Source organism: Nocardia aurantiaca, from assembly GCF_009708175.1.
Taxonomy (GTDB): Bacteria; Actinomycetota; Actinomycetes; order Mycobacteriales; family Mycobacteriaceae; genus Nocardia; species Nocardia aurantiaca.
This window is the reverse complement of record NZ_WMBB01000021.1, coordinates 33,359-57,336: the sequence shown is the minus strand read 5'-3', so window position 1 is coordinate 57,336 and position 23,978 is coordinate 33,359. Positions and strand designations below refer to the sequence as shown.

Annotated in this window: 18 protein-coding genes; 7 read left to right on the top strand and 11 right to left on the bottom strand. The window is 68.1% G+C overall.

Annotated features, from left to right (window positions below; genetic code table 11):
* Positions 1–469: 469 nt before the first annotated feature.
* From GLP40_RS31530 to GLP40_RS31515, 4 genes are all read right to left on the bottom strand, one after another.
* Positions 470–973, bottom strand: coding sequence for a winged helix-turn-helix transcriptional regulator (locus GLP40_RS31530; RefSeq protein ID WP_154791660.1), 504 nt, complete (start codon positions 971–973; stop codon positions 470–472).
* Positions 970–3,222, bottom strand: a complete 2,253-nt coding sequence (locus GLP40_RS31525; protein ID WP_154791659.1) for a molybdopterin-dependent oxidoreductase — start codon at positions 3,220–3,222, stop codon at positions 970–972. Before GLP40_RS31525 ends, GLP40_RS31530 begins: the two co-directional genes overlap by 4 nt.
* Positions 3,223–3,262: 40 nt before the next feature.
* The gene (locus tag GLP40_RS31520; RefSeq protein ID WP_154791658.1) at positions 3,263–3,907 is read right to left on the bottom strand and encodes a pentapeptide repeat-containing protein; all 645 of its coding nucleotides are present in this window, start codon (positions 3,905–3,907) and stop codon (positions 3,263–3,265) included.
* A 278-nt stretch (positions 3,908–4,185) separates the two neighbouring features.
* Positions 4,186–4,677 carry a MarR family winged helix-turn-helix transcriptional regulator gene (locus tag GLP40_RS31515; RefSeq protein ID WP_154791657.1) on the bottom strand — a complete coding sequence of 164 codons (492 nt, stop codon included), beginning with the start codon at positions 4,675–4,677 and terminating at the stop codon, positions 4,186–4,188.
* An 85-nt stretch (positions 4,678–4,762) separates the two neighbouring features.
* On the opposite strand from GLP40_RS31515, the gene GLP40_RS31510 reads away from it, so the two are divergent.
* The 3 genes from GLP40_RS31510 to GLP40_RS31500 all read left to right on the top strand — a co-directional run bounded on the left by GLP40_RS31510 (position 4,763) and on the right by GLP40_RS31500 (position 8,452).
* Positions 4,763–6,550 (top strand): ABC transporter ATP-binding protein, encoded by a 1,788-nt coding sequence (locus GLP40_RS31510; RefSeq protein WP_154791656.1) that lies wholly within the window; start codon positions 4,763–4,765, stop codon positions 6,548–6,550.
* 176 nt (positions 6,551–6,726) lie between these two features.
* Complete coding sequence (locus GLP40_RS31505; RefSeq protein ID WP_328290885.1) at positions 6,727–7,518, top strand: SDR family NAD(P)-dependent oxidoreductase; 792 nt, start codon at positions 6,727–6,729, stop codon at positions 7,516–7,518.
* 148 nt (positions 7,519–7,666) lie between these two features.
* Positions 7,667–8,452, top strand: coding sequence for a VOC family protein (locus GLP40_RS31500; protein WP_154791655.1), 786 nt, complete (start codon positions 7,667–7,669; stop codon positions 8,450–8,452).
* A gap of 54 nt (positions 8,453–8,506) precedes the next feature.
* On the opposite strand, the gene GLP40_RS31495 is transcribed toward GLP40_RS31500, so the two are convergent.
* Entirely contained in the window at positions 8,507–9,646 is a 1,140-nt protein-coding gene (locus GLP40_RS31495) for a lipase family protein (RefSeq protein WP_154791654.1), read from the bottom strand.
* A 120-nt stretch (positions 9,647–9,766) separates the two neighbouring features.
* Here GLP40_RS31495 and GLP40_RS31490 point away from each other — a divergent pair, with 120 nt between their 5' ends.
* Positions 9,767–10,411, top strand: a complete 645-nt coding sequence (locus GLP40_RS31490) for a TetR family transcriptional regulator (RefSeq protein ID WP_196054867.1) — start codon at positions 9,767–9,769, stop codon at positions 10,409–10,411.
* A gap of 63 nt (positions 10,412–10,474) precedes the next feature.
* Here the strand turns inward: GLP40_RS31490 and car are convergent, their stop codons facing one another.
* Positions 10,475–14,005 (bottom strand): carboxylic acid reductase, encoded by a 3,531-nt coding sequence (car, locus tag GLP40_RS31485; RefSeq protein WP_154791652.1) that lies wholly within the window; start codon positions 14,003–14,005, stop codon positions 10,475–10,477.
* A gap of 649 nt (positions 14,006–14,654) precedes the next feature.
* Between car and GLP40_RS31480 the strand changes: the two genes are divergently transcribed.
* Together GLP40_RS31480 and trpS are read left to right on the top strand one after the other, a co-directional pair.
* Entirely contained in the window at positions 14,655–15,959 is a 1,305-nt protein-coding gene (locus GLP40_RS31480) for an MFS transporter (RefSeq protein WP_154791651.1), read from the top strand.
* Between the two features lie 173 nt (positions 15,960–16,132).
* The gene (gene trpS, locus GLP40_RS31475) at positions 16,133–17,185 is read left to right on the top strand and encodes a tryptophan--tRNA ligase (RefSeq protein WP_328290884.1); all 1,053 of its coding nucleotides are present in this window, start codon (positions 16,133–16,135) and stop codon (positions 17,183–17,185) included.
* On the opposite strand, the gene GLP40_RS31470 is transcribed toward trpS, so the two are convergent.
* The 4 genes from GLP40_RS31470 to GLP40_RS31455 form a co-directional block, all read right to left on the bottom strand.
* The gene (locus tag GLP40_RS31470) at positions 17,182–18,393 is read right to left on the bottom strand and encodes a serine hydrolase domain-containing protein (protein WP_196054866.1); all 1,212 of its coding nucleotides are present in this window, start codon (positions 18,391–18,393) and stop codon (positions 17,182–17,184) included. The two genes, trpS and GLP40_RS31470, sit on opposite strands and share 4 nt — an antisense overlap.
* Positions 18,394–18,485: 92 nt before the next feature.
* Positions 18,486–20,867 carry an ATP-binding cassette domain-containing protein gene (locus GLP40_RS31465; protein WP_154791649.1) on the bottom strand — a complete coding sequence of 794 codons (2,382 nt, stop codon included), beginning with the start codon at positions 20,865–20,867 and terminating at the stop codon, positions 18,486–18,488.
* 36 nt (positions 20,868–20,903) lie between these two features.
* A complete protein-coding gene (locus GLP40_RS31460) occupies positions 20,904–21,317 on the bottom strand; it encodes a VOC family protein (protein ID WP_154791648.1) in 414 nt (137 codons plus the stop codon).
* Positions 21,318–21,322: 5 nt separating this feature from the next.
* Entirely contained in the window at positions 21,323–21,772 is a 450-nt protein-coding gene (locus GLP40_RS31455) for a helix-turn-helix transcriptional regulator (RefSeq protein ID WP_328290883.1), read from the bottom strand.
* A 197-nt stretch (positions 21,773–21,969) separates the two neighbouring features.
* On the opposite strand from GLP40_RS31455, the gene GLP40_RS31450 reads away from it, so the two are divergent.
* Entirely contained in the window at positions 21,970–22,989 is a 1,020-nt protein-coding gene (locus tag GLP40_RS31450) for an alpha/beta hydrolase (RefSeq protein ID WP_154791647.1), read from the top strand.
* Positions 22,990–23,055: 66 nt separating this feature from the next.
* Here the strand turns inward: GLP40_RS31450 and GLP40_RS31445 are convergent, their stop codons facing one another.
* Positions 23,056–23,934 (bottom strand): GNAT family N-acetyltransferase, encoded by an 879-nt coding sequence (locus tag GLP40_RS31445; protein ID WP_154791646.1) that lies wholly within the window; start codon positions 23,932–23,934, stop codon positions 23,056–23,058.
* Positions 23,935–23,978: the final 44 nt, after the last annotated feature.

Below are 23,978 nucleotides of genomic sequence, written 5' to 3'. Positions count from 1 at the left end.
GACCGGCGCCGCGGTGAAGCATGGCGCGGTAAACCGATTTCAGGAGATCTTGGCACGCTATCAGTGCATACGCAACCTATAAGTTAATGAATATTCTCATTGTCGGCCAGAGGGTCGCGATGTGCCGACGGCATCGTGGCGACAGGCCGCGCGACAAGGGAGAAGACGCGCTGCTCGATCTGGTGGCGGCGCTGCGGGCGCGCCGGCACTCAGTCCCACCAGAACGAGATGGCGGCGATGTCGTACTGCGGGGCGACGGGAATCCGGCTGTACTGGCCGCCTTCACACCGTGGCGCCCTCGGCGATAGCGTTGTACGCCACTGCCTCGGCTCGAAAGACGCGGTGGCTGACATCCGCGGCAGCCAGCAGCGCCCGCGCCAACCTCATGCCCGGTATTGACGGAGTTCTCGGCTGCTCGAATGGCAACGCGCACCGGTCGTGAAACCGCCCGCTTCGGTTACAGGAGTTTTCAGACCTCGTCACCGAAACGACCGGTCGCCAAAGCAGCATCGCGAAGTCGCGTTGGAAAACCCGGCCCCAGCCGCGCGGAAATATCCTCATGCCGCAAGGGCTCCCGGCAGTGCGCGCACACGACCTCGGCGTGAGTATCGTGGTCACAGGCATTGTGGTGCAGAACAACCGGCTCGCCGGATTCCGGGGCCAGGTACCGGTCCCCCCATGCCATCATGGCCGCGAGGACGGGAAAGAAATCGCGTCCCTGATCCGTCAGCCGGTATTCGTGGCGAACCGGCCGCTCCTGATACGGAACCTTGGTCAGCAGCCCCGTCTCCACCAATCGGTTCAGCCGCTGGGTAAGGATATTGCGGCTGAGACCGAGGGTGGACTCGAAATCGTCGAAACGTTTCGCGCCGTAGAAAGCTTCGCGCAGAATGAGCGGCGTCCACCAATCGCCCAGCAGATCGACGGTGCGGGCGACGGTGCACGGCCAATTCGCGAAACTTGTTCGTTTCATACGATCACGGTATCCAGGCGGGCGGGGACGTACTTGTGCCAGGGGGTGCCGACCCATTCGTCGCGGGCGTCGAAGGAGGTCAGCTCGTTAGGGGCGGTTCCGGTGGTGATGGAGACACCGTCGTTGTCGGCGACGGAGAGGCCGAAGCCATTGGGCAGGGACAGGTGGCCGGGGCGCATGCGGTCGGTGGGCTCGACGGGAACCTGCGCGGTACCGCGACGAGTAGTGATCTGGACCAGGTCGCCGGTCGTCAGTCCGAGACGCTCGGCATCGCTGGTGCTGATCCGCAGGGTGCCCGTCGCATCCCGCTTGCGCCAAGCCGGGTCGCGGAAGATCGTGTTGGCCGTGAATGCTCGGCGCTCACCTGCCGAAAGGATGAAAGGCCAGTCCGCGGTCTCGTCCTCGACAGCCTCGGGCAGGGTGGAGACCACCTCCAGCAGCTCCGGAATCTCCAGCCGGATCACCTTGTCGCGCACTCGATTCCAGGTCTCAGCGTAGTCGTCCTCGGAGATCACGATGCCGTGTTCGCCATGGAGGATGGCCTCGAACAGCCGCTCTCCCGCCTCCAAACCCGTTCCGTACCCGGCACGCTCGACACTGGCCGGGAACTTGCGCACCATGTTGTAGGCCGCCCCCCACAGCACCGCCGCCGACGCCGCACCGTCCGGCAGCGTCTCCCCCAACGTCCGGTACAGCAGCACTGGAGCGAGTTTCGACCGCACCGGGTCACCGAGAACGCCCAGGAACGCCATGGCGAAAGCCTCACGTCCCTGTGCGAGAGCGGCCCGCAGCGGCGCATAGTCCGCCTCGGTCAGCACACCGGCGGCCTCGACCAACCGGGCATGGATCTCGGGCTCGGGCAGCACCCCCTCCGGCGCGGGCAGCACCGGGTGCCGCAGGTGGAAGATGTTGCGCGGAAAGTCGAAGTTGAAGAAGGTGGCCTCGTACTTCTCGAACTGGGTGGGCGCGGGCAGCACATAGTCGGCCAGGCGCGCGGTCTCGGTCATGGCGACGTCGACGACCACCACCAGCTCCAGCGCCTCCAGCGCCTCTCGCATGCGGGCCGAATCCGCCAGGGAATGAGCAGGATTCGCACTCTCGATGAACATGGCCCGGTGGCGCGCCGGGTGATCGGTGAGGATCTCCTCGCTGATCACATTGCACGGCACCAGCCCGCTCACGATCTGCGCGCCGGCCACCGGACTCTTGGGCCCCTCGCCCGCCGGATGTCCGCGGTCATGGCCGATATTGGCGAGACCGGTGAAAGCGTATTGGGTGCCGGGCTTTCCGACATTGCCGGTGAGCAGCCAGACCAGCTTCTCGACATAGCTGACCACCGTCGAGTACCGGTTCATCTGCACGCCGAGGTCCTCGAGCGCGGCGACCGAGTTCGCACGAGCCAACCGGTGCGTCGCGGCCGTCACCAGGTTCAGATCGACATCGGCGATAGCGCAGTACTTTTCGATCGGCACGGCCCGCAACACCGGCAGCACCGCGTCCAGGCCGCTCGTGTGCTCCGCCAGCCATCCTTCGTCGATCAGGTTGTCGCGCACCAGGATCGCCGCCATGGCCGTCAGCAGGTACACGTCCGTCCCCGGCCGCAGCTGGAGGTGGAAGTCCGCCAGCTCCGCCGTCTCGGTGCGCACCGGATCGAGCACGATCATCGACCGCGCCGGATCCTTGGCGATCTCCTTCAGCACCGTGCGCGCCCGCGGAAACCCGTGCGACTGATACGGATTCTTGCCGATGAAGAACGCCACCTCGGCGTGCTCGACATCCGCCCGCATCGGGTAACCGGTCATCCGCGCGCCCACCCAGAAGTCACCGGTCTTCTCCTGCGCCAGCGCGCTGGACCGATACTTCATGCCGAATGCCGCCATGGTGGCCGGGGCGTACGCGCCGCCCAGGTGATTGCCCTGGCCGCCGCCACCGTAGTAGAAGATCGACTCCCCGCCGAAGTGATGCTCGACCTCGAGCAGCCGGGCAGACACCTCGGAGATCGCGGTGTCCCAATCGATTTCCTCGAAGCTGCCGTCCGCGCGCCGGCGCAGCGGCGCGGTCACCCGGCCGGTGTGCCCGTTCTGATAACGGTCCAGCTGCAGGGCCTTGTTGCAGGTGTAGCCCTCCGACGCCGGATGCAGCTTGTCGCCGCGGATCTTCTCGAAGGACCGGCCGTCCGGCCCGAGCAGCACCTGGATGCCGCAATTGCACTCGCACAGGATGCACGCCGTAGGCCGCCACTCCGTCATGTGAGCAGCGTAACGCGAGTTAGTTCACTAGCGCTACCGACTAGAGGTCCTTGACGGTGATTCCGAGTGCGTGGGCGAAGACGGGTGCCAGCTCGAGCAGTTGCGTATGGGTGACCATCGCACCGGACAGCGACTCGATCCCGCCGGAGATGCCGATCGACCGGGCTTCCCGCAGGTCGACCTGCTTCAAGGTGGCATTGCGCAGGGACAGCCCGGAGATCTCCGAACCCGGGAAGGTCACCGAGGTCAGCGTGGCCTCGGCGATGTCCACATCTCGCAGCACGCAGTCCACGAAGGTGACGTCGGTGAGCACCGCGCCGCGCAGGTTCACCGAGTCGAACTTGCAGTTGTGGAAGCTCACCCGCCGCAGCACCGAACCGAACGCTTCCACCCCGGACAGCGCCGCGAGCACGAATTCCGCTTCCAGCCAATTGGTTTCGGACAGATCGGTGCGAATCCACCGGGTGCTGCCCAGCCACACATCGTTGAATCTCGAGTGCCGGAAGAAGCCACCGTTCACGGTGGTGGCCGAGATCGCGCATTCGGTGAAGCTCACGCCGCGCAGGTGCGGGTCGTCGAGGGAGAGGCCCCCGAAATGGGCGCAGTCGTATGCGCCCTCGTCGAGCAGCGTGTCCTGTTGTTCCAGAAAACGCGCGAAGGGCAGGTCGGCCAGCTCACGTGGCATATCGGTTCCTCACCTGGTCGAGGTGGCGTGGATCGGGTCGCTGTCCCCGACCGTAGACCAATCTCCCGACAGCCGAGCACAGTCCACTCCGTCGACACGACCCAAGCGAGCTGTCGGCCCGGGCAGCGCCTTCAGCGGTCGATGCGATCTGCACTCCGAGATCGGAGACCTTCGTGCCCGACGCGCCGGGCCTGGGCACGCAGGGTCTGGCACTGATCCGGGGATCAGGGCCGCGACGATCTCCTCAGCCGTGTCGGGGCGCGCCACGGACGTGCGGGTCAGCGCGGCGCGGACTCGTCGGCGGTCAGCGCGGCGAGCAGATCGCGCAGGGTGTGCCGCTGGTCGGGGGTGAGGGCCGCGAAGATCTCCTCGGCGGCGTCGCGGCGGGCCTCGGACATACGGTTGAGCACCTGCCGCCCGGCCGCGGTCGGGGTGACGAGGGTGGCGCGGCGACTGGCCGGATCCGGTTCGCGGGCAACCAGTCCCGCGGCGGCCAGGGCGTCGACCACGGTCGTGGCCGAGCGCGGCACGATGCCGAGATGGTCCGCGAGGGCGGACATGCGCAGCGGTTCGTCGCCGTGTTCCGCGGCGCGGCCGATGATGCGCAGCGCGCGGGCCTGAGCCGGGGTGAGCCCGAGCGGGGACAGTCGCGCCGTCTGGGTGCGACGCAGGCGTTTGGTCGTGCGCAGGAAGAGTTCCACGAGGTCGTCATCGGGCACGGCACGCCTGTCACCCGGCGCGCACGGCTCATCTGCGGGGCTGCTCGACATGATCCCGAGCATAACTCATTGTCCTCGGAACAATTATGAGTCAAACTCAGTTACAGCGCATGACTCCCTGCGAAAGGAGGCGCTCATGGCTTCACAACCTGAACTTCGCCGGATCGTCCGGCTCTTTCATCCCTATCGCGGGCGCTTGACCCTGGTCGCGGCCCTGGTGGGTTTGGCCTCGCTGGCCGGTCTGGCTTCCCCGTTCCTGCTGCGCGGCATCATCGACGACGCCCTGCCGCACGGTCGCACCGGACTGCTGACCCTGCTGGCCGTGGGCATGATCGTGGTGGCCGCGCTGAACAGCGTGTTCGGCGTGTTCCAGACCTACATCTCGACCGCGGTCGGCCAGGACGTCATGCACGATCTACGGTCGGCCGTCTACGCGCGGCTGCAATCCATGCCGCTGTCCTTCTTCACCACCACGCGCACCGGTGAGGTGCAGTCTCGAATCGCCAACGACATCGGCGGCATGCAGTCCACGGTCACCTCCACCATCACCTCGCTGGTCTCGAACTTCACCTCCGTCGTCGCGGCGGTTATCGCCATGTTCGCGCTGGACTGGCGACTCACGCTGGTGTCGCTGGTCATGCTGCCGCTGTTCGTGTGGATCAGCCGGCGGGTCGGCTCCGAGCGCCGGCGCATCACCGCGGAGAAGCAGCGCAAGCTGGCGGGCATGTCGGCGATCGTGGAGGAATCGCTGTCGGTGAGCGGAATTCTGCTGGCGCGCACCATGGGTCGTTCGCCGGCGCTGGTCGAGGATTTCACGCGGGAATCGCGAGGGCTGGTGGATCTGGAGATCCGCTCCAGCATGGCCGGGCGGTGGCGGCAGTCGACCATCTCGATCGTCATGGCCGCCATGCCGGCGGTCATCTACTGGGCGGCCGGAATGACCGTCGCCGACGGTCATCCGCTGGTGTCGATCGGCACGCTCGTCGCGTTCACCACCTTGCAGAGCGGACTGCTGCGGCCGACCGTCATGCTGCTGTCGACCGGCGTGGACATTCAGAGCTCGCTGGCGCTGTTCGGGCGCATATTCGAATACCTGGATCTGCGACCGGATATCCAGGAGCCGGAGCGGCCCACTCCCCTGCCCGCTCGGGTGACGGGCGCGGTGCGGTTCGACAAGGTCGGATTCGCCTATGACTCGGATCGAGAAGTATTGAGCGACATCGATATCGAGGTGCCTGCCGGGACCAGTCTGGCCATTGTCGGCGAAACCGGTTCGGGGAAGACGACTCTAGGATATCTGGTGGCGCGGCTCTACGATGCGACCTCCGGTCGGGTGACCGTCGACGAAGTGGATGTGCGGGAACTGACCTTTGCCGACCTGTCCTCGGCCGTGGGTGTGGTGTCGCAGGAGACCTACCTGTTCCACTCGTCGGTCGCCGACAATCTGCGCTTCGCGAAACCCGATGCGACAGAGGAGGAATTGCATGCGGCGGCTCGGGCGGCACAGATCCACGACCACATCCTGAGCCTGCCCGATGGCTACGACACCCTGGTCGGCGAACGCGGGTACCGGTTCTCCGGTGGCGAGAAGCAGCGGTTGGCGGTGGCGCGGGCCATCCTGCGCAATCCGCCGATCATGGTGCTCGACGAGGCGACCAGCGCGCTCGACACCAAGACCGAGCGGGAGGTGCAGGCGGCCATCGACGCGCTGTCGGCCGATCGCACCACCATTACGATCGCCCACCGACTGTCCACGATTCGCGACGCCGACCAGATCGTGGTGCTCGACCACGGGCGGGTCGTGGAACGCGGCACGCACCGGGAACTGGTGGAGCGCAATGGTTTCTATGCCGACCTGCTGGCCCGCGACGCCTTCGAGGACGTGGTGAGCACGGCGGACGTGGTCGAAGCGCTCGAATCCTGAACAGCGGAAAGCCCTGCCGTCGACGCTGATGACAGGGGGCGCGCCCAGCGCTCGTTTCCCTGATTCTTCCGGACTTCATCCCGATCCGTGGCCGAGGAACCTCTGTGCACCCGACGGTGGGCCGTAATGGCCGCCACTCTCGATCGCAATCACGGCGGCTGTCATATGTTGACCGGGTGAACACAGCAGCAGGCGAATTGACGGGGCGGGTCGCACTGGTGACCGGCGGCGGGCGCGGCATCGGGCGCGCCATCAGCCGCGCGCTGGCTGCCCGCGGCGCCACGGTCGCGGTCAACTGGGCACGCGACGAGCGATCAGCGAATGACACTGTGGCCGAGCTGAATTCCGCTGGGGCCACCGCCCTCGCCGTCCACGCCCCGGTCGACGACACGGCCGCCGTCACCGCCATGGTCGACCGCGTCACCGGCGACCTCGGTCCGATCAGCATACTCGTCCACAATGGCGGCATCGCCAGCCGCGGGCTGCTGGTCTCCGACACCGATCCGGCCGAGGTCGAGCGACTCCTGCGTGTTCAAGCCATCGGCCCGCACCACCTGACCAAGCTCGCCCTCCCCGGTATGCGCGCGTGCGAGCGCGGCGACATCATCATGATCAGCAGCGTCGCCGCCCGCGCGCTGGGCGCGGGTGGAGCGCCCTACAACATGGCCAAGGCCGCCCTGGAGGCCCTGGCCCACACACTGGCGAAAGAGGAGTCCCGCAACGGAATCCACGTGAACATCGTCGCCCCCGGCCTGGTCGCCTCGGAGATGGGCGACCGCCTCACCGCCGCTCTCAGCGGCGGCGCGCACCGCCACGCCGCCGACCTCGACGCCACCTCGCCCTTCGGCCACGTCTGCCGTCCCGATGAGGTGGCCGATGTCGTCGCCTTCCTGGTCTCCCCCGCCGCCGGCTACCTCACCGGCCAGCGCATCGTCGTGGACGGCGGCGCCTACCCCTACCGACCCTGAATCGACCCCGGCTCGGCGTCGCGGAGCCGTTCGACACGAGTTCACGGCCGGTCGGTATTCCGCGACCGGAAGGCCGGAAAGCATGGTTAGCTGACCATGTGCCTGCTCTCCGACAGGCCGCCACCGACCGATTCTCGGGAGGATCCGTATGCCCACCACAGACAAGGCTTGGCCACAGGGAACTCCGTGTTGGGTCGACTGTTCGGTCGACGATCCCGCCGCCGCGCGGGGCTTCTACTCCCAGTTGCTCGGCTGGGAGGTCCTCGACAGCCCGCCCGAGGCCGGCGGGTATCTGATGGCCATGCTCGACGGCAAACCCGCCGCGGGCATCGGGCCCAAGATGGGTGAGGCGTCGGCCATGCCCTCGGTATGGACCACCTATCTCGCCGCCGACAACGCCGAAGCCGTCGCGGGCGCGGTCACCGCGGCCGGGGGCACGGTCTTCATGCCGCCCTTCGACGTCATGGACGCCGGCCGCATGTTCATCGCCGGGGACCCGGGCGGCGCGGCGTTCGGCGTGTGGGAAGCCAAGGCGCACAGTGGCGCCGGCATCTTCAACGAGCCCGGCGCGTACTGCTGGAACGACCTGCACACGGGCGCGTATGCCCCGTCGCAGCAGTTCTACAAGCAGGTCTTCGGCTGGTCCTTCGACGAGATCGGCAACGAGCAGATGCCGTACTCCACCTTCGCCGGCGCCGACGGCCGTCCGATGGGCGGCATGGCCGACAGCACCGGGCAGCCCGGCGCGGGCCCCAACTACTGGTTGACCTGGTTCCAGGTCGCGGGCGCCGACGCCGCCCTGGCGAAGGCCGAGCAGCTCGGCGGCACCGTGCTCGCGGGGCCCGATGACAGCCCGTTCGGCCGCATGGGCATCGTGCGAGGACCGCAGGGCGAGGTCTTCGGTCTCATCGACACCACCGTCACCATCGGCTGACCCGAACAAGGCCGGAGCGAAGGCCGAGTGGCACCAGCCACTCGGCCTTGCGCGTCAGGAGAACAGCCGGGCCACGAAGGGGACGCTGTCGGCCAGCGAGGCCAGCATGGCGCCGCTGTGATCCTTGCCCGGATAGACGTGCACCTCGGGATGCGTTCCCGCGACGGTCATGTCAGCCACCAGCTTGGCGGTGAGCGGTGCCGGCACGTCGGTGTCATTGGTGCCCTGGCCGATGAACAGCGGCCGGTCGTAGCCGGTCAGCGGCACATCCATGACCGATCGCGCGGTGGGCACGAAATCGCCGTCGGCCAGCGGGCGCGACACCAACTGATTCAGCGACACACCCGTGGCGCGCTCGGCCATCGAGGTGAAGCACAGGGTCTGAGCGTCGGTCACCAGCTGTTTGCCCAGCGGGGTGAGGTAGCTGTCCAGATCGAAGTCCGGGCGGGCCGCCTTCAGGCCGTTGAGCACATAGGTGGCGTAGGCGGTGATGTGCGAGGATCCGATGGGCGGGGTGCTGGGCCCGATCAGGGTCGCGGCGTCGACGACATTGGAGGCCGGGCCGGTTGCCACCGCGCCGCGGTAATCCAGTTCGGGCGCATAGCGAGTCGCGAGCGAGGCGGTGAAAACCGTTGCGCCGCCGCCCTGCGACTGCCCGATGGCCACCCATTTCGGGGCCAGCGAATCGTCCACGGCGCGGGCCGCGCGCACCATATCGATGGCCGCGTGCGCTTCGGCGCGGCCGTCGAGGTAGGCATGCACGCCGGGCGTGCCCAGGCCGATGTAATCGGTGGCGACGATGGCGTAGCCCTGCTTCATCCAGGTGGCGAGGAAGCCCATGTCGCGGTCGGAGCGACCGGCGACCGAGGGCGCGCAGTCGTCGCCGACGCCGACCGTGCCGTGCTCCCACGACAGCACCGGCCAGCCGCCGGGCGGCGGGGTGCCCGCCGGGGTGAAGACGACGCCGGTGGAGAGCGCGGGCTGATCGGAAGAGTCGCGGGTCCAGTAGGTGAGCTTGCGCGCCGAGCCGGCGCCGTCGATCCAGAGGTTCTCGGCCAGGGCCTCATTGCCGACGACCGTGCCCGCGGCCGCGCCCTCAGCAGGGGCGGGCGGGGCGGCGGTGGCGGTGGCGGTGAGCGGCCCGGTGGCCAGCACGGCCGCCGAGACCAGGGTGATCACGGTTCGTCGCGTCATCGGAGGAGTCCTCTCGTACTCGTCTCACTCTCGTGTCACATTGAGACACTTCGAACAGACTATCCTGAGAACTGTCACTTTGAGACACCAGGGTGGATGACACGGCTACGAGAGGGCGCGATGACGGCATCGACCGGATTGCGGGAACGCGAGAAGGCCAGGGTGCGGCGCGAATTGATAGACGCCGCGCTGCTGCTGTTCGAGCGCCGCGGCTTCGAGCAGACCACCGTGCAGGAAATCGCCGACGCCGCGCAGGTCTCGCGGCGCACCTTCCACCGCCACTTCCCGTCCAAGACGGCCGTGGTCTTCAGCCACGAGGAGGACGTCATGTCCTACCTGCTCGCCGCCCTGGACCGCCGCCCGCCGCACGAGGCGGTCTTCGTCGCGCTGCGGGCCGCGCTGCGCGACTTCCTACTCGACGACTCCGAGGCCGAACTGCGCCGCCGCCAAGCCGACACAGCCCGGCGAGCCAGGCTGGTGCTGATCACCAATCCGCAACTGCGCCAAGAGAATTTCACCGGCACTTTCGGCCGCCGGGATGCGATGACCCGGAGTTTCGCCCGCCGGGCGGGACTGCCCGAGGACGATCGACGGGCGAAACTCGCCGCCGCGGCCTGCTTCGCGGCATTCGGCGTCGGACTCGACGACTGGGTGGCCGGCCCCGATCCGTCGATCGGCAACCTCTACCAGATCCTCGACAGCACCGTCGCCGCCCTCCAGCACGGTCTGGAAATCCCCGCGGCGGCAAGCGAATACGAAGGCTGACCACGCGGGTCAGCGCAGCGACATGCCCGGTGGGCGCATCGGTCCGCCGATCACCTGCCCGCGCTAGAGCAGGTTGCGCAGTTTCAGGTCCTTCACGTACTTGTCGATCAGTTCCTTGGTCAGGTGCGGAATGTCGGCGTTCGGCCCGAGTTTCGCCTGCTGAACGGCCGTCTGGAAGCGCTTGGCCGGAAGCGCCGCGCCTGGAATGGGCGGGGACGGGCGGCGGTAGGCGTGCAGCAGTGGCAGGACCGAGTGGGTGCGTTGGTGTTCCGGGAGTGCGCGCAGGGCGGTCTCGAAGCGGGTGAGCCAGTCCTGGTAGGAGTCGATGCGGTCGATGGGGTGGCCGGATTCGATGAGCCAGTCGACGAATTCATCGAGGGAGATGCCATCGTCGTGGGGGTTGAGAACATCGTAGGTCTCGAAACCGGCGGTGACGCGGGCGCCGAGGGTGGTGATGGCGGCGGCGGTGAAGTCGGCGGGCAGGCCGTCGTAGTGGGCGCGCTGCCGCTCACCGCGAGAGTCCAAGGCGTAGAACGACTTCGGAGCCAGGCCGGTAGCGAGGACGCTGAGCAGCAGGCGGGTGAACATGTCGGGCAGGTTGAGCTGTCCGGCGAAGGTGCTGTGCGCCAGGATCATATCGGAGCGGAAGACCGCCACGGGCAGCCCGCACAGGTCGTGAGCCTCGCGCAGCAGCACCTCACCGGCCCACTTGCTGTTGCCGTAGCCATTGGCGTAGCCGTCGTCGAGCACACGCACCGCGCTGATCTCGCGGATGTCGCCGTCCTCGGTGAAGACGGCGGGATCGACCTGCGCGGCCACGGCGACCGTGGACAGGTAGGTGACCGGCTTGCGGGTGGTGGTCAGCGCCAAGCGGATCACCTCGGCGGTGCCGACCACGTTGGGACCGAACAGCTGGTCGTAGGGCAGCACGTGATTGACCAGCGCGGCCGGGTGCACGATGAGGTCGACGGTATCGGCGAGTTCCTGCCAGACTGCTTGGTCCAGGCCGAGATTCGGGGCGCCGATGTCACCGGCGAGCACCCGCAGGCGGTGCGCGGCCAGCTCCCGGTAGCGCCGCGACAGCTCCGGATCGCCGCTGTCGAAGACCTCGTCCAGTCGCCGTCGCGCCGAGGCCGCGTCGTGGCCGCGAATGACGCAGACCAGCGTGCCGTCGGATTCGTCGAGGCGCTGCAGCCATTCCAGACACAGGAACCGGCCGAGGTAGCCGTTGGCGCCGGTGAGCAGCACCGTGCGCGGCGGATGCGCCGCGAGCGGCAGACCGGGTGCGGCAGCCAGTGTCGCCGCGTCGACGAACTTGTCGAGGGTGAGGTCGGCGGCGCGAATCTCGCTGCCGCCGTGCACTGTCGAGGCCGTGGGACGGCCACCGCCACCGTGGCGTTCGCCCTCGATGTGGGCGGCCAACCCGGCCAGGTCATTGGCGGGGCTGACGATGACGCCGACGGGGACCTCGACGCCGAAGATCTCGCGCAGCAGCGTCGAGAACGACAGCGCCGACAGCGAATCCCCGCCCAGATCGATGAAGTGCGCGTCGGCCTGCGGCTCACCGCCGCCGAGGACGGCGCGGGCGGCGCGGCGCACCGTCTCGAGCACCGGCCGGTCGGCGGCCTCGCGGCGCAGCATGAGCAGCTCGTTCTCCTGCTGCCGTGCCTGCGCGCGGTACAGCTGCTCGAGCCGGTCGCCGTAGCGTTCCTTCAGCTTGGGCCGCAATAGTTTTCCGATGCCCGACAGCAGGCCGTTCTCCTGGGTGAAGGGCTCGGTCTCGAGCAGGAAGTCGCGCGGGATCTCGTAGGATTCCAGTTCGGCGTCCCGGGCGATCTGCTGTAGGGACTCGGTGATGGCCGCGGTCATCTCCGCGGGAGCGAGGGCGCGGGCCGCGTCGGTGGGCACGATGACGGCCAGCAGGTGCGAACGCTCGCTGGATCCGTACACGAAGATCTGGGCGATGAGCGGGCTGGTGGCGTAGACGGCCTCCAGCTTGGCCACGGTCACGAACTCACCCTGCGACAGCTTGAGCACATTGTTGCGGCGGTCGACATAGACCAGATGATCGGGCCGCACCTCGGCCACGATATCGCCGGTGCGGTAGTAGCCGTCCTCGTCGAAGATCTCGGCGGTCACCTCGGGACGCTTGAAATAGCCCGGGATCTGGAGGGTCGACTTCACCAACAACTCGCCGCGCGGATACGGCTTGTCGGTGGCGAAGTAGCCGAGCTCGGGCACATCGACCAGCCTGTAGTCGATGACCGGCGGCCGGCGGATCTCATTGTCGATGAGCAGGCCGCCGCCCGCCTCGGTGGAGCCGTAGCCGTCGATGAGCGGCTGATCCAGCACCGAGTTCATGAACTCCTTCATCTCCGCGGAAATGGGCGCGCTGCCGACCATGACGCGGACCAGGCGGCCGCCCAGCAAGTCCTGCCGCAGCGCGTCTTTCGCGGCCACATCCGCCGCCTCGGCGGCTTCGCCCGCCGCGATGCGGCGCCGCACATCGCTCTGATAGCGCTGGAACACCATCTCGCACACGCGCGGAACGAAGAACGCCTCGGTGGGCCGGACCAGGCCGAAGTCCTCGAAGAGGGTCGACATATCACTGGCGGCGGCGAAGAAGGCGGTGCCGCCGCGCGCGAAGGTGCCGGTAAGCACCATCCGCCCGGCGACGTGGCTCATGGGCATGTAGCAGAAGTTGAGAACGGGTGCGGGGATCACCGTGGGCCCCAACCACATACCGGCCACCAAGCGCTGCGGGTACATCGCGCCCTTGGGGGTGCCGGTGCTGCCGGAGGTGTAGATGAGCAGGGCGAGCTCGTCCTCGTCGGCGGGGACGTGCAGCGGGACCGCGGGCAGATCCCGCCCCCGATCCTCCACGGCGGCAAGCGATTCCAGCCCGACCCCGGCCCCCGACGACGCTATGCGACGCTGCGCGGCGGCGAAGATCTCGGCCTGCCGCTCATCGCCGGGTTCGAAGTCGAAGACCACCACCGATTCCACCGGAGTGCCGTCGAGCACACACTCGAGCGCGGGCTCCAGCAGCTCCAGGCTCACGGCGAGCGTGCGCGCACCGGTCTCGGTGAGGATCGAATGCCATTGGGCCGCAGCGGCGCTCGATTGCAGCGGCACGCTCACCAGGCCCAGCCGGATGGCGGCGAGTTCGATGGCGGTGAAGTCGCCGCTGGCGAAGCCCAGCGCGCACAGGAAATCCCCGGCACGCAAGGGATTTCGCGTGTTCGCGTGCCAGGCCGCCGCAATGGCTCCCGAGCGCGACCACAGCTCGCGGTAGGTGACGGTCCGATACGCCGGCAGCAGCCGCCGGATGCGCCGGCCGTCGGCGTCGACCGCGATCTCGCTGGCCCGCTCGCCGATGGCGGGACGGTCCGCGTAACCGTCCATGAGGACCGCGACCGCACCGGCCAGCCCCTGCCCGGACTGCCGGGCCGCCTCCGCGACCTCGGGTAGCGGCATGAGCGCGCGCACCTGGTCGTCGGCCAGCAGGGCTTCGAAGCGCTTCGCGATTTCGGCCGATGCGAGCCGATCGGCGAATCGCTGGGTAAGCTCCGCGCGCGGGGCGTCTTCGACCATCGATACCTCCCTGGATCTCCAGCGATCGCGCGCCGCGAACATGTTCGGGCGTCCGGACCTCTCCCCATCAATTAGCTTTGCTAACAAATCCACGATGATGCGCCGGCCGGGGAAAGTCAAGAACTCGGCGGCGTATCCCCTTGTCCAGGATGCGCCTCGTATCAGGGGCGTGCCAGCCGTGGCCCAGATCGGCGAGCGCGGCGTCGTTCAGATCGGCGATGGCAACCGGCCGCCAGGCCACAGAGGCGTGACTCGCGGACAGTTCCAGGGTTCGGCGCGGGTCCATGTGCTCGGCCGTGCGGCGCTGCCGATGCCGCCGCGCCCGGCCGACTCACCGCCGCCCTGGATCCGGCGCCGACTCCGGTGCTCACCGCCATTCACCGCGTTCACCGAGACCGACCGGTTCACCCACCGCTTGGGCCGCCGCCCATCTGGCCGACGGCCCTGGCCCACCAGGTCGGCTACGACTCCGATGAGCCTTCATCCCGAGCGTTCCGCCTCCGACACGAGACGCCGCCACTGCGCGACCGCGAGGGCGAAGGCCCTGGTGTCGGACTGACAGCGCGGCCGTTCAGCACAACCGGTCGAACTCCGCGCCGCGATGGGTCACACTCGATCCGCACGCATCCGACGACCTCTTTGAGGAACCATGCAGAACCTGCCCGACGACGCCGTGCGCGTCGAATCCCCCGTGCGCTATCGGATGTCGAACTCCTCGGCGTTCTGGCTGCTGTCGATCGCGCTGGGGCTCTTGCTGTTCGCGTCGGCGGCTCCGTCTCCGATGTACCCGGTATACCAGCAGATGTGGCACTACTCGTCGGTGGTGTCGACCGGGGTGTACGCCGCGAATGCCATTGCGCTGCTGGTGACTCTGCTGTTCGCGGGCTCGCTGTCCGACCACATCGGACGGCGGCCGGTGCTCATCGCGGCGGTGCTGGTGGAGCTGACCGGAACGCTGACCTTCGCCGAAGCGCAGTCGGTGACTTGGCTTTTCACAGCCCGCATCGTGCAGGGCATCGCGACCGGACTGGCCACCGGGGCGATCACGGCGACCCTCATCGACCTGCAGCCCGCGGAGTCCCGGCTGGGCGCGCTCATGACGAATGTGGCGGCAGGCGGCGGCTTGGCCGTGGGCGCGATCAGTTCCGGGCTGCTGGTGGCCTATGCGCCCGCGCCCACCCGGTTGGTGTACTGGCTGCTGGCGGTGGCGTTCACCATCATCGTGATCGGCGTGCTGGTGATTCCCGAGACCGTCGCGCCCGACGGGCGGGGTTGGGAGTCGCTCGAGCCCAAAGTGTCGGTGCCACAAGAGGTCCGGGTGGCCTTCATGACGTTGATGCCATCGATCGCGGCCACCTGGGCGCTGGGCGGGCTGTATCTGGCGCTCGGCGGCACGCTGATGAAGGTGCACTTCCACGTCAGCACACCGCTGGCCGGAGGTCTGGTGGTGGTCGCGTTGCAGGGCACCTCGGCGGTGACCGCGCTGCTGGCCCGCGACTGGACCATCGATCAGGCCCTGCTGCGCGGGCCGATCCTGCTCATGTCCGGCGTCGCGCTGGCGCTGCTGGGCGCGGCGACGAATTCGGTGTGGCTGTTCTTCGGGGCCAGCGTGGTGGCCGGGGTCGGATTCGGGCCGTCGTTCTCGGGTGCGCTACGCCTGCTGACCGGGCTGTCACCGGCCGAGACCCGGGCGGAAGTGGTGACCGCCATCTACGTGGTCTCCTACCTGTCGCTCAGTGTGCCGGCGGTCATCGCGGGGCTGTGCGTGCAGCGTTTCGGCCTGGCCGTTACCACCTATGGATACGGCCTGATCGTGATCGCGATGGAAGCGCTCGCCCTGATCGGTTCGGCCCGCCACCGCAATCCGCACACCGCGCTGGCCGGACACCTGTGCCCCGCGCCGTGTCCGGGCTCGGTAGCGCCCATGCCTCGGGTGGTGTCGGCACACCCCTGACACGCGATCGCGGGCGCGACTTGTTAAGGTGGGCAGGTGATTCACACTCGGCAGGCATGGCGCTGGCTGCGTTAGCAGCCCGATGAACCATGACCACGGGCTGTACGCGGCCCGTGATTCCCGACGGAACGCCCCGCTCGTGCAGCCCTCCATGAACTTTCAGGAGTTGTACGGTGACCACCCCTTCGGATTCCTTCGCCGCCACCCGCGAGCGCAGCGACGAACTGGCCGCCGAGGTGGCCGCCCATCCGGACCGCTTCCGCGTCCTCACCGGCGAACGGCCCACGGGCAGACTGCATCTGGGGCACTACTTCGGCACCATTCGGGAACGCGTGCGGTTGCAGGAACTCGGCGTGGAGCTGTTCGTCATCCTGGCCGACTACCAGGTCATCACCGACCGCGACACCCTCGGCCAGGTCCGCGACAACGTCTACCACGCGGTACTGGACTACGCCGCCTCCGGGATCGACATGAGCCGGGCTACGGTGTTCACCCATTCCGCGGTGCCCGCGTTGAATCAGCTCATGCTGCCGTTCCTGAGCCTGATCACCGAGTCGGAGCTGCACCGCAATCCGACGGTGAAGGCCGAGCTGGCGGCGTCGGAGCGGGCACTGAGCGGCCTCATGCTCACCTACCCGGTGCATCAGGCGGCCGACATCCTGTTCTGCAAGGGCAATCTGGTGCCAGTGGGCAAGGACCAGCTGCCGCATCTGGAGGTGACCCGGGTCATCGCGCGGCGGTTCAACGAGCGCTATGGCCGGGTATTCCCGGAGCCGCGGGCACTGCTCACCTCCACCCCGGAGATCCCGGGCCTGGACGGGCGCAAGATGTCCAAGAGCTACGGCAATGCCATCTCGCTGTCCATGACCGCCGACGAGACCGCTGCGCTCATCCGCCGCACCCCCACCGACTCCGACCGCCGCATCACGTTCGATCCGGACACCCGGCCCGGCGTCTCGGCACTGCTCACCACCGCCGCCCTATGCCTGGGCAGTGACGAGCACACGCTGGCGGACAAGCTCGGCGACGGCGGCGGCTCGGCGCTCAAGAAGCTGGCCACCGACGCGGTCAACGACTTCTTCGCCGGCCACCGCGCCCGCCGCGAGGAGCTGGCCGCCGACCCGGATTTCGCCAGCGGCATTGTGCGCGAGGGCAATCGGCGTGCCAACGAGATCGCCGAACGCACCCTGGACGAGGTGCACTCGGCGATGGGGACGGTCTACTAGTCGACCAGGGCCCCGTAGACCCCGGTGAGGAAGTCGTCGCCGAGCGGGCTGCGCCATTCGGCGGCGATGATGATATTGGCCGATTGGACGAAAAGCAGTGCCACCAGGTTCTTTTCGGGGTCGGCGTACCAGGCGGTGCCGAAGCCACCCGGCCAGGAGAGGGTGCCGACGCCGGGGACGCCGGTGCCGGGTTCGGTCTGCATCTTCACGCCGTAGCCGAAGCCCTGATCGGCCCAGATGAACTGGCCCAGTGGCGGATTGAAGGGGGCGGCCGCGTGTTGTTCAGGGGTGAGGTGATCGCGGCTCAGGGCGGCGGCGGTCTCGGCCGACAGGATCCGGACCCCGTCCAGCTCGCCGCCCTCGATCAGCATGCGGGCGAAGCGGCCGTAGTCGTCCACCGTGGAGACCAGGCCCGCACCGCCGGAGGGGAACAGCGGCGGTTCGCCCCACGCCGTGGTGGCGGGCCGATCGAGCTCGGCATCGTCGGGGCCGTACAGCACGCTGAGGCGGTCTCGTTCATGTTCGGGGACGGTGAATCCGGTGTCCGCCATGCCCAGCGGGTCCAGGACTCGTTCGCGGAGCACGGTTTCCAGCGGCTGCCCGGCCACCCGGCTGATGAGGATGCCGAGGATATCCGAGGCCGTGTGATAGCGCCAGATGGTGCCGGGCTGCGCGATGAGCGGCAGCTCGCCGACCCGGCGCAGCCACTCGTCCGGCGCGAGCCGCTCCGCGTTCGCGACGCCGATCGCGCTCGCGATGGGATCGGCGGTGAGGGCGAACAATTGGGGCGCGAGGCTGGAGCGGCCCCAGCCCAGACCCAGCCGGTACGTGAGCAGATCCTCGACCGTGATCGGGCGTTCGGCGGGCACCACGTCCTCGGGCGAGCCGTCCGGATCCCGCATGACCTTGCGGTCGGCCAGTTCCGGCAGCCAGGTATCGACCGAATCCGAGAGCCCGATCCGGCCCTCGTCCACCAGTGTCAGCGCCGCCACGGCGGTGATCGGCTTGGTCATGGAGGCGATGCGGAAGAGCGTATCGCGCCGCATCGGCTGCCCGGCAGCCCGATCCCGCCACCCGGACGTGTCCACCTGCACCGGTTCCCCGTGCCGGTAGATCGCGGCCACCGCGCCGACCACCTCGCCCCGCTCGACGTACCCGTCGAGTACCTCGCTCACCTTCTTCAGGCCATCGGCCGAAAACCCGTTCACCGCAGTCACTCCCTTCCATCGGCAGCCACGATCAACCGCTGGCGGTCGCTGATATTCCCGGCGGGCCGGGATCTTCCGGAGCGTTGGCGCAGTCAGGCGCCGACATACTCGGCCAGGTGCTCACCGGTCAGCGTGGAACGCGCGGCCACCAGATCGGCGGGAGTGCCCTCGAAGACGATGCGGCCACCGTCGTGACCCGCACCCGGGCCGAGATCGATGATCCAGTCGGCGTGCGCCATCACGGCCTGGTGATGCTCGATGACAATGACCGATTTGCCAGAATCCACCAGGCGGTCCAGCAATCCGAGCAGATTCTCGACATCGGCCAGGTGCAGACCGGTGGTCGGTTCGTCGAGGACGTACACCCCGCCCTTCTCGCCCATGTGGGTAGCCAGCTTCAGCCGCTGCCGCTCACCGCCGGACAACGTGGTCAGCGGCTGACCCAGGCTCAAATAGCCGAGGCCCACATCGTTGAGGTGCTGCAGGATCTTGTGCGCGGCAGGGATTTTCGTCTCGCCCGCAGCGAAGAACTCCAGCGCCTCGCCGGCCGGCATGGCCAATACCTCGCTGATGTCGCGGCCACCGAGCTTGTATTCCAGTACCGCAGCCTGGAAGCGCTTACCCTCGCACTCCTCACAGACGGTGGCGACACCGGCCATCATGGCCAGGTCGGTGTAGATCACGCCCGCGCCGTTGCAGGTCGGGCACGCGCCCTCCGAATTCGCGCTGAACAGTGCCGGTTTCACGCCATTGGCCTTGGCGAAGGCCTTGCGAATGGGCTCGAGCAGCCCGGTGTAGGTGGCCGGATTACTGCGCCGCGAACCCTTGATTCCGCCCTGGTCGATGGAGACCACGCCCTCACCGGCCGGAATCGACCCGTGCACCAGGGAACTCTTGCCCGAGCCCGCGACGCCGGTGATGACCACCAGCACCCCGAGCGGCACGTCGACGTCCACCTTCTGGAGGTTGTTGGCCGTCGCGCCGCGGATCTCCAACGCCCCCCGGGGCTTCCGCACCGAGTCCTTGAGCGCGGCCCGGTCGTCGAAGTGACGGCCGGTAATGGTGCCGCTGCCGCGCAGCCCGTCGACGGTGCCCTCGAAACACACGGTGCCGCCCCCTGCGCCCGCCGCGGGCCCGATGTCGACGACGTGGTCGGCGATGGCGATGGTCTCCGGCTTGTGCTCGACAACCAGCACCGTATTGCCCTTGTCCCGCAATCGCAGCAACAGATCGTTCATGCGCTGGATGTCGTGCGGATGCAGGCCAACGGTGGGCTCGTCGAAGACGTAGGTGACGTCGGTGAGCGCCGAGCCGAGATGGCGAATCATCTTGACGCGCTGGGCCTCACCGCCCGACAGCGTGCCCGAGGCGCGGTCCAGGCTCAGGTATCCCAGCCCGATCTCGACGAACGAGTCCAGCACCTGCTGCAGCGATTCCAGCAGCGGCGCGACCGACGGCTCCTTCAGACCGCGCACCCAATCGGCCAGATCGCTGATCTGCATGGCGCACGCGTCGGCGATGCTGATCTTCTCGATCTTCGAGGACCGGGCCGGTTCGCTGAGTCGGGTGCCGTCGCATTCGGGGCAGATCTGGAAGGTGACCGCGCGCTCCACGAACGCGCGCACGTGTGGCTGCAGCGAGTCGATGTCCTTGGACAGCATCGACTTCCGGATCTTGGGGATCAGCCCCTCGTAGGTCAGGTTGATGCCCTCGACCTTGATCTTGGTCGGCTCCTTGTAGAGCAGATCGTCGAGCTCGCGCTCGGTGTACTTCTTGATCGGCTTGTCCGGGTCGAAGTACCCGCTGCCGATGAAGATCCGCCCGTACCAGCCGTCCATGCTGTAGCCGGGAATGGTGAACGGACCCTCGGTGAGCGACTTGTTGTCGTCGTAGAGCTGCGTCAGGTCGATGTCGTTCACCGCGCCACGCCCCTCACAGCGCGGGCACATGCCGCCGGTGACGGAGAAGCTGCGCCGCTCCTTGACCTGTTTGCCGCCCTTCTCCACGGTGACCGCGCCCGCACCGCTGACAGAGGCGACATTGAACGAAAAGGCCTGCGGCGAGCCGATATGCGGCGTCCCGAGGCGGCTGAACAGGATGCGCAGCATGGCATTGGCGTCGGTGGCGGTGCCGACGGTGGAGCGCGGGTCCCCACCCATCCGCTGTTGGTCCACGCTGATGGCGGTGGTCAGGCCCTCGAGCACGTCGACGTCGGGGCGGGCCAGCGTCGGCATGAAGCCCTGCACGAACGCGCTGTAGGTCTCGTTGATCAGCCGCTGCGACTCGGCGGCGATGGTGTCGAAGACCAACGAGCTCTTCCCCGAACCGGATACGCCCGTGAACACCGTGAGACGGCGTTTGGGAAGGTCGACTGAGACGTCCTTGAGGTTGTTCACCCGCGCGCCGACCACCCGGATGAGGTCGTGGGCGTCGGCGGCGGGCAGGGCGGTCTGCCGGGACTTACTCGGGGCCATGCGGGTCTCCATCTGTGGGGCGTGGCGATAGGACGGTCAGGAAGCCTGCTGGATGCGGACCAAGTTGCCCGCGGGGTCGCGCACGGCGAAGTCGCGGATGCCGTATGGCTGATCGGTCGGTTCCTGGACGATCTCGACCACCTCGTTGCTCTGCAACTTCTCGAAGGCGGCGTCGACGTCCGTCGAGGCCAGCAGCAGGCTGCCGTAGGTGCCCTTGGCCATCATCTCGACGATAAGCTTGCGCTCGTCCTCGGTGATGCCCGGATCCACGGCCGGCGGGTGCAGCACGATGGAGGTGCCGGGCTGTTCGGGCGGGCCCACCGTGAGCCAGCGCAGCCCGTTGTAGCCGACATCCTTGCGGAGTTCGAAGCCGAGCGCGTCGCGGTAGAAGGCGAGCGCGGCGTCGGCGTCATTGTGCGGGAGGAAGCTCGCTGAAATGGTGATATCCATGTCGATCAGGCTAGTTGCGGGGCAATCGCCTGGGCTTCTCGATTCCTGATCGGTCTGGTCACCTGTTTCTCGACGCAGGAGGGCATGCCCTCGGGGGCATCGGCCATCTGCTGCTTGTAGACGCTGGGCGGCATCCCTACCAGTTCGGCGAACCGGGTGCTGAAGGTGCCCAGCGAGGAACAGCCGACCGCGAAACAGATCTCGGTGACGCTCAGATCCCCGCGTCGCAACAGGGCCATGGCCCGCTCGATGCGCCGCGTCATCAGGTAGGCGTACACCGATTCGCCGTAGGCGGCCCGGAACTGGCGGCTCAGATGCCCGGCCGACATGTGGGCGTCGCGGGCCAGCGCCTCCACATCCAGCGGTTGTGCGTACTCCCGATCGATGCGGTCCCGGACGCGACGCAGCCGCGCCAGATCACGCAGACGCTGTTCCTCGGCGGGTTTGCTGGTCACCTTTCGATGGTCGCATGCTGGGCCGACACCGTCGCGGCGGCGTGCCCGGCGTTTTAGGGCTACCCTGCAAACGCTTTGTCAGGTAACAGTTTTTCCTTGACACAAGACATAGCGTGTCGGGGGACCGGAAAATCCGGGTCCCGGCACTGATCGACGATGAGGCCGAGCGTGGCCCGAGGACTGGAATCAGCTGTTCGATGAAGCTCTCTGCACTCCGTAATAGGACCGCCCTGCGGACCGCCGCCGTGGCCCTGACCGCCGCCCTGTCCGCGGCGCTGGCCGTGGGTACCGGCTCGGCCGACCAGGACAAGGCCCCGGCCGTCACCTCGGTCACCAAGGACGGCCGAACCTGGCATCTGAAGGTCTACTCCGCGGCCATGGACAAGGACATCACCGTCGACGTGCAGCGTCCGGTCGATGAGTCCCAGCCCGCCCCCAACCTGTACCTGCTCAACGGGCTCGATGCCGGCGAGGGCACGGCCAGCTGGAACGCCCAGACCAATGCCCTCGGCTTCCTGGCCGACAAGCAGGTCAATGTCATCCAGCCGATCGGCGGGCGCGGCAGCTACTACGCCGACTGGCAGCAGTCGGATCCGCAGCTCGGCCTGAACAAGTGGCAGACCTTCTTCACCCAGGAGCTGCCGCCGCTGCTGGACACCACCCTCGGCGCCACCGGCGTCAACGCGCTGGCCGGACTGTCCACCTCCGGCACCTCGGTGCTGCAGCTGGCCGAGGCCAAGCCGGGCCTGTGGAAGTCGGTGGCCGCCTACAGCGGATGCGCGCAGATCTCCGACCCGATGGGCCGCCAGTTCGTGAAGCTGGCCGTGGAGACCTGGGCCGGTGGCAACACCAACAACATGTACGGCCCGGCCGACAGCCCGCTGTGGGCCGCCAACGACCCGGTGGTCAACGCCGAGAAGCTGCGCGGCACCCAGCTCTACATCTCCAGCGGCAGCGGCATCCCGCTGATGCGCGACGTGGAGTACTACACCAAGTCCTCCCCGGGCATCCAGGGTGACGTCAACCTGGCGCTGGGCATGATCATCGAGGGCGCGGTCAACTCCTGCACCCACAACCTGCAGGCCAAGTTGGACTCGCTGAACATTCCGGCCACCTACCAGTTCGACCCGGTCGGCACCCACTACTGGCCGTACTGGGAAGCGGCGCTGCACAACTCGTGGCCTATGATGGCCGCGAGCATGGGCATCCCCGCCTGATCCAGCCGCCGCGAAGCGCCGCATGCCGTCGAATCGGCCTGCGGCGCTTCGCCGTCTCGGGGGCGGTTATCGAGGGGCGGGGTCGGGGACGCTCATCGGCGAACGGGCGATGCGGCCGCCAAGGCGTTCATTGACCGCGAAGCCGTGGTTGCGGCACCAGGCGGCGAGGATGGGGACGGCGGAGTCGTCGTCGCGGAAGGTCGGGACCAGCTGCCCGACGATGTAGAGGTGATGGGCGTCGGCGGCCCGGCACAGCTGTTGCAGGACCGCGGTGCCCAGACCGGCGCCGCGCAGTTCCGGGTTCACCGTGATGCTGTCGAGTTTGACGGTGTCTGCGTAGATCTCGAAGACCACCTCGACGAGCGAGTCGGAGCGGCGCAGGGATTCGATGTCGAAGGGCACCGGTCTGAGCACGCCGGGCAGGTGGTCGGAAAGCTCTTGCCGCGCGGCCTCGTCCGGGGCGGTGAGAGTGACGGCCAGCAGGTCCTCGGTGAGGTCGGCGACGACGGCACGATCGCCGACCGCGGCCAGGGGGCGTGCCTGTTCGGTGGCCCGGGAGAGGACGCGCAGACGGCGGGCCCAATGCGGGGCCGCGCCGCCGTACCGCAGGGCGAGGCCGGAGAGGGTGTCCTCCAGACAGTAGGGGGTGCCGAGGCTGCGGATGAAGGCGCCGGACAGCGCTCCCCAGCGATGGTCGTCGGCGCCGACACCGTGCACGGACAGATCCCGGACCAGGGCGTCACGGCGAGCGGTGGCGCGGGTGACCGGCGAGCGGGGCAGCTGTTGCAGCCAGCGCTGCCAGCCGCTCAGATTGGCGCGGATGCGGGTGGCGGCGATATCGGCGCTGGCGTCGAGATAGTTGCACAACGCTTGCTGGCGGCGTTGCAGTAGCTCCTCCGCCCGCGCTTGCGGAGGCTCGACGGGCGGCGTCTGACCCTCACTCATACTGACTCACGCTAGCGTCCAGCCATTCGGCGCTGGTCATCGGC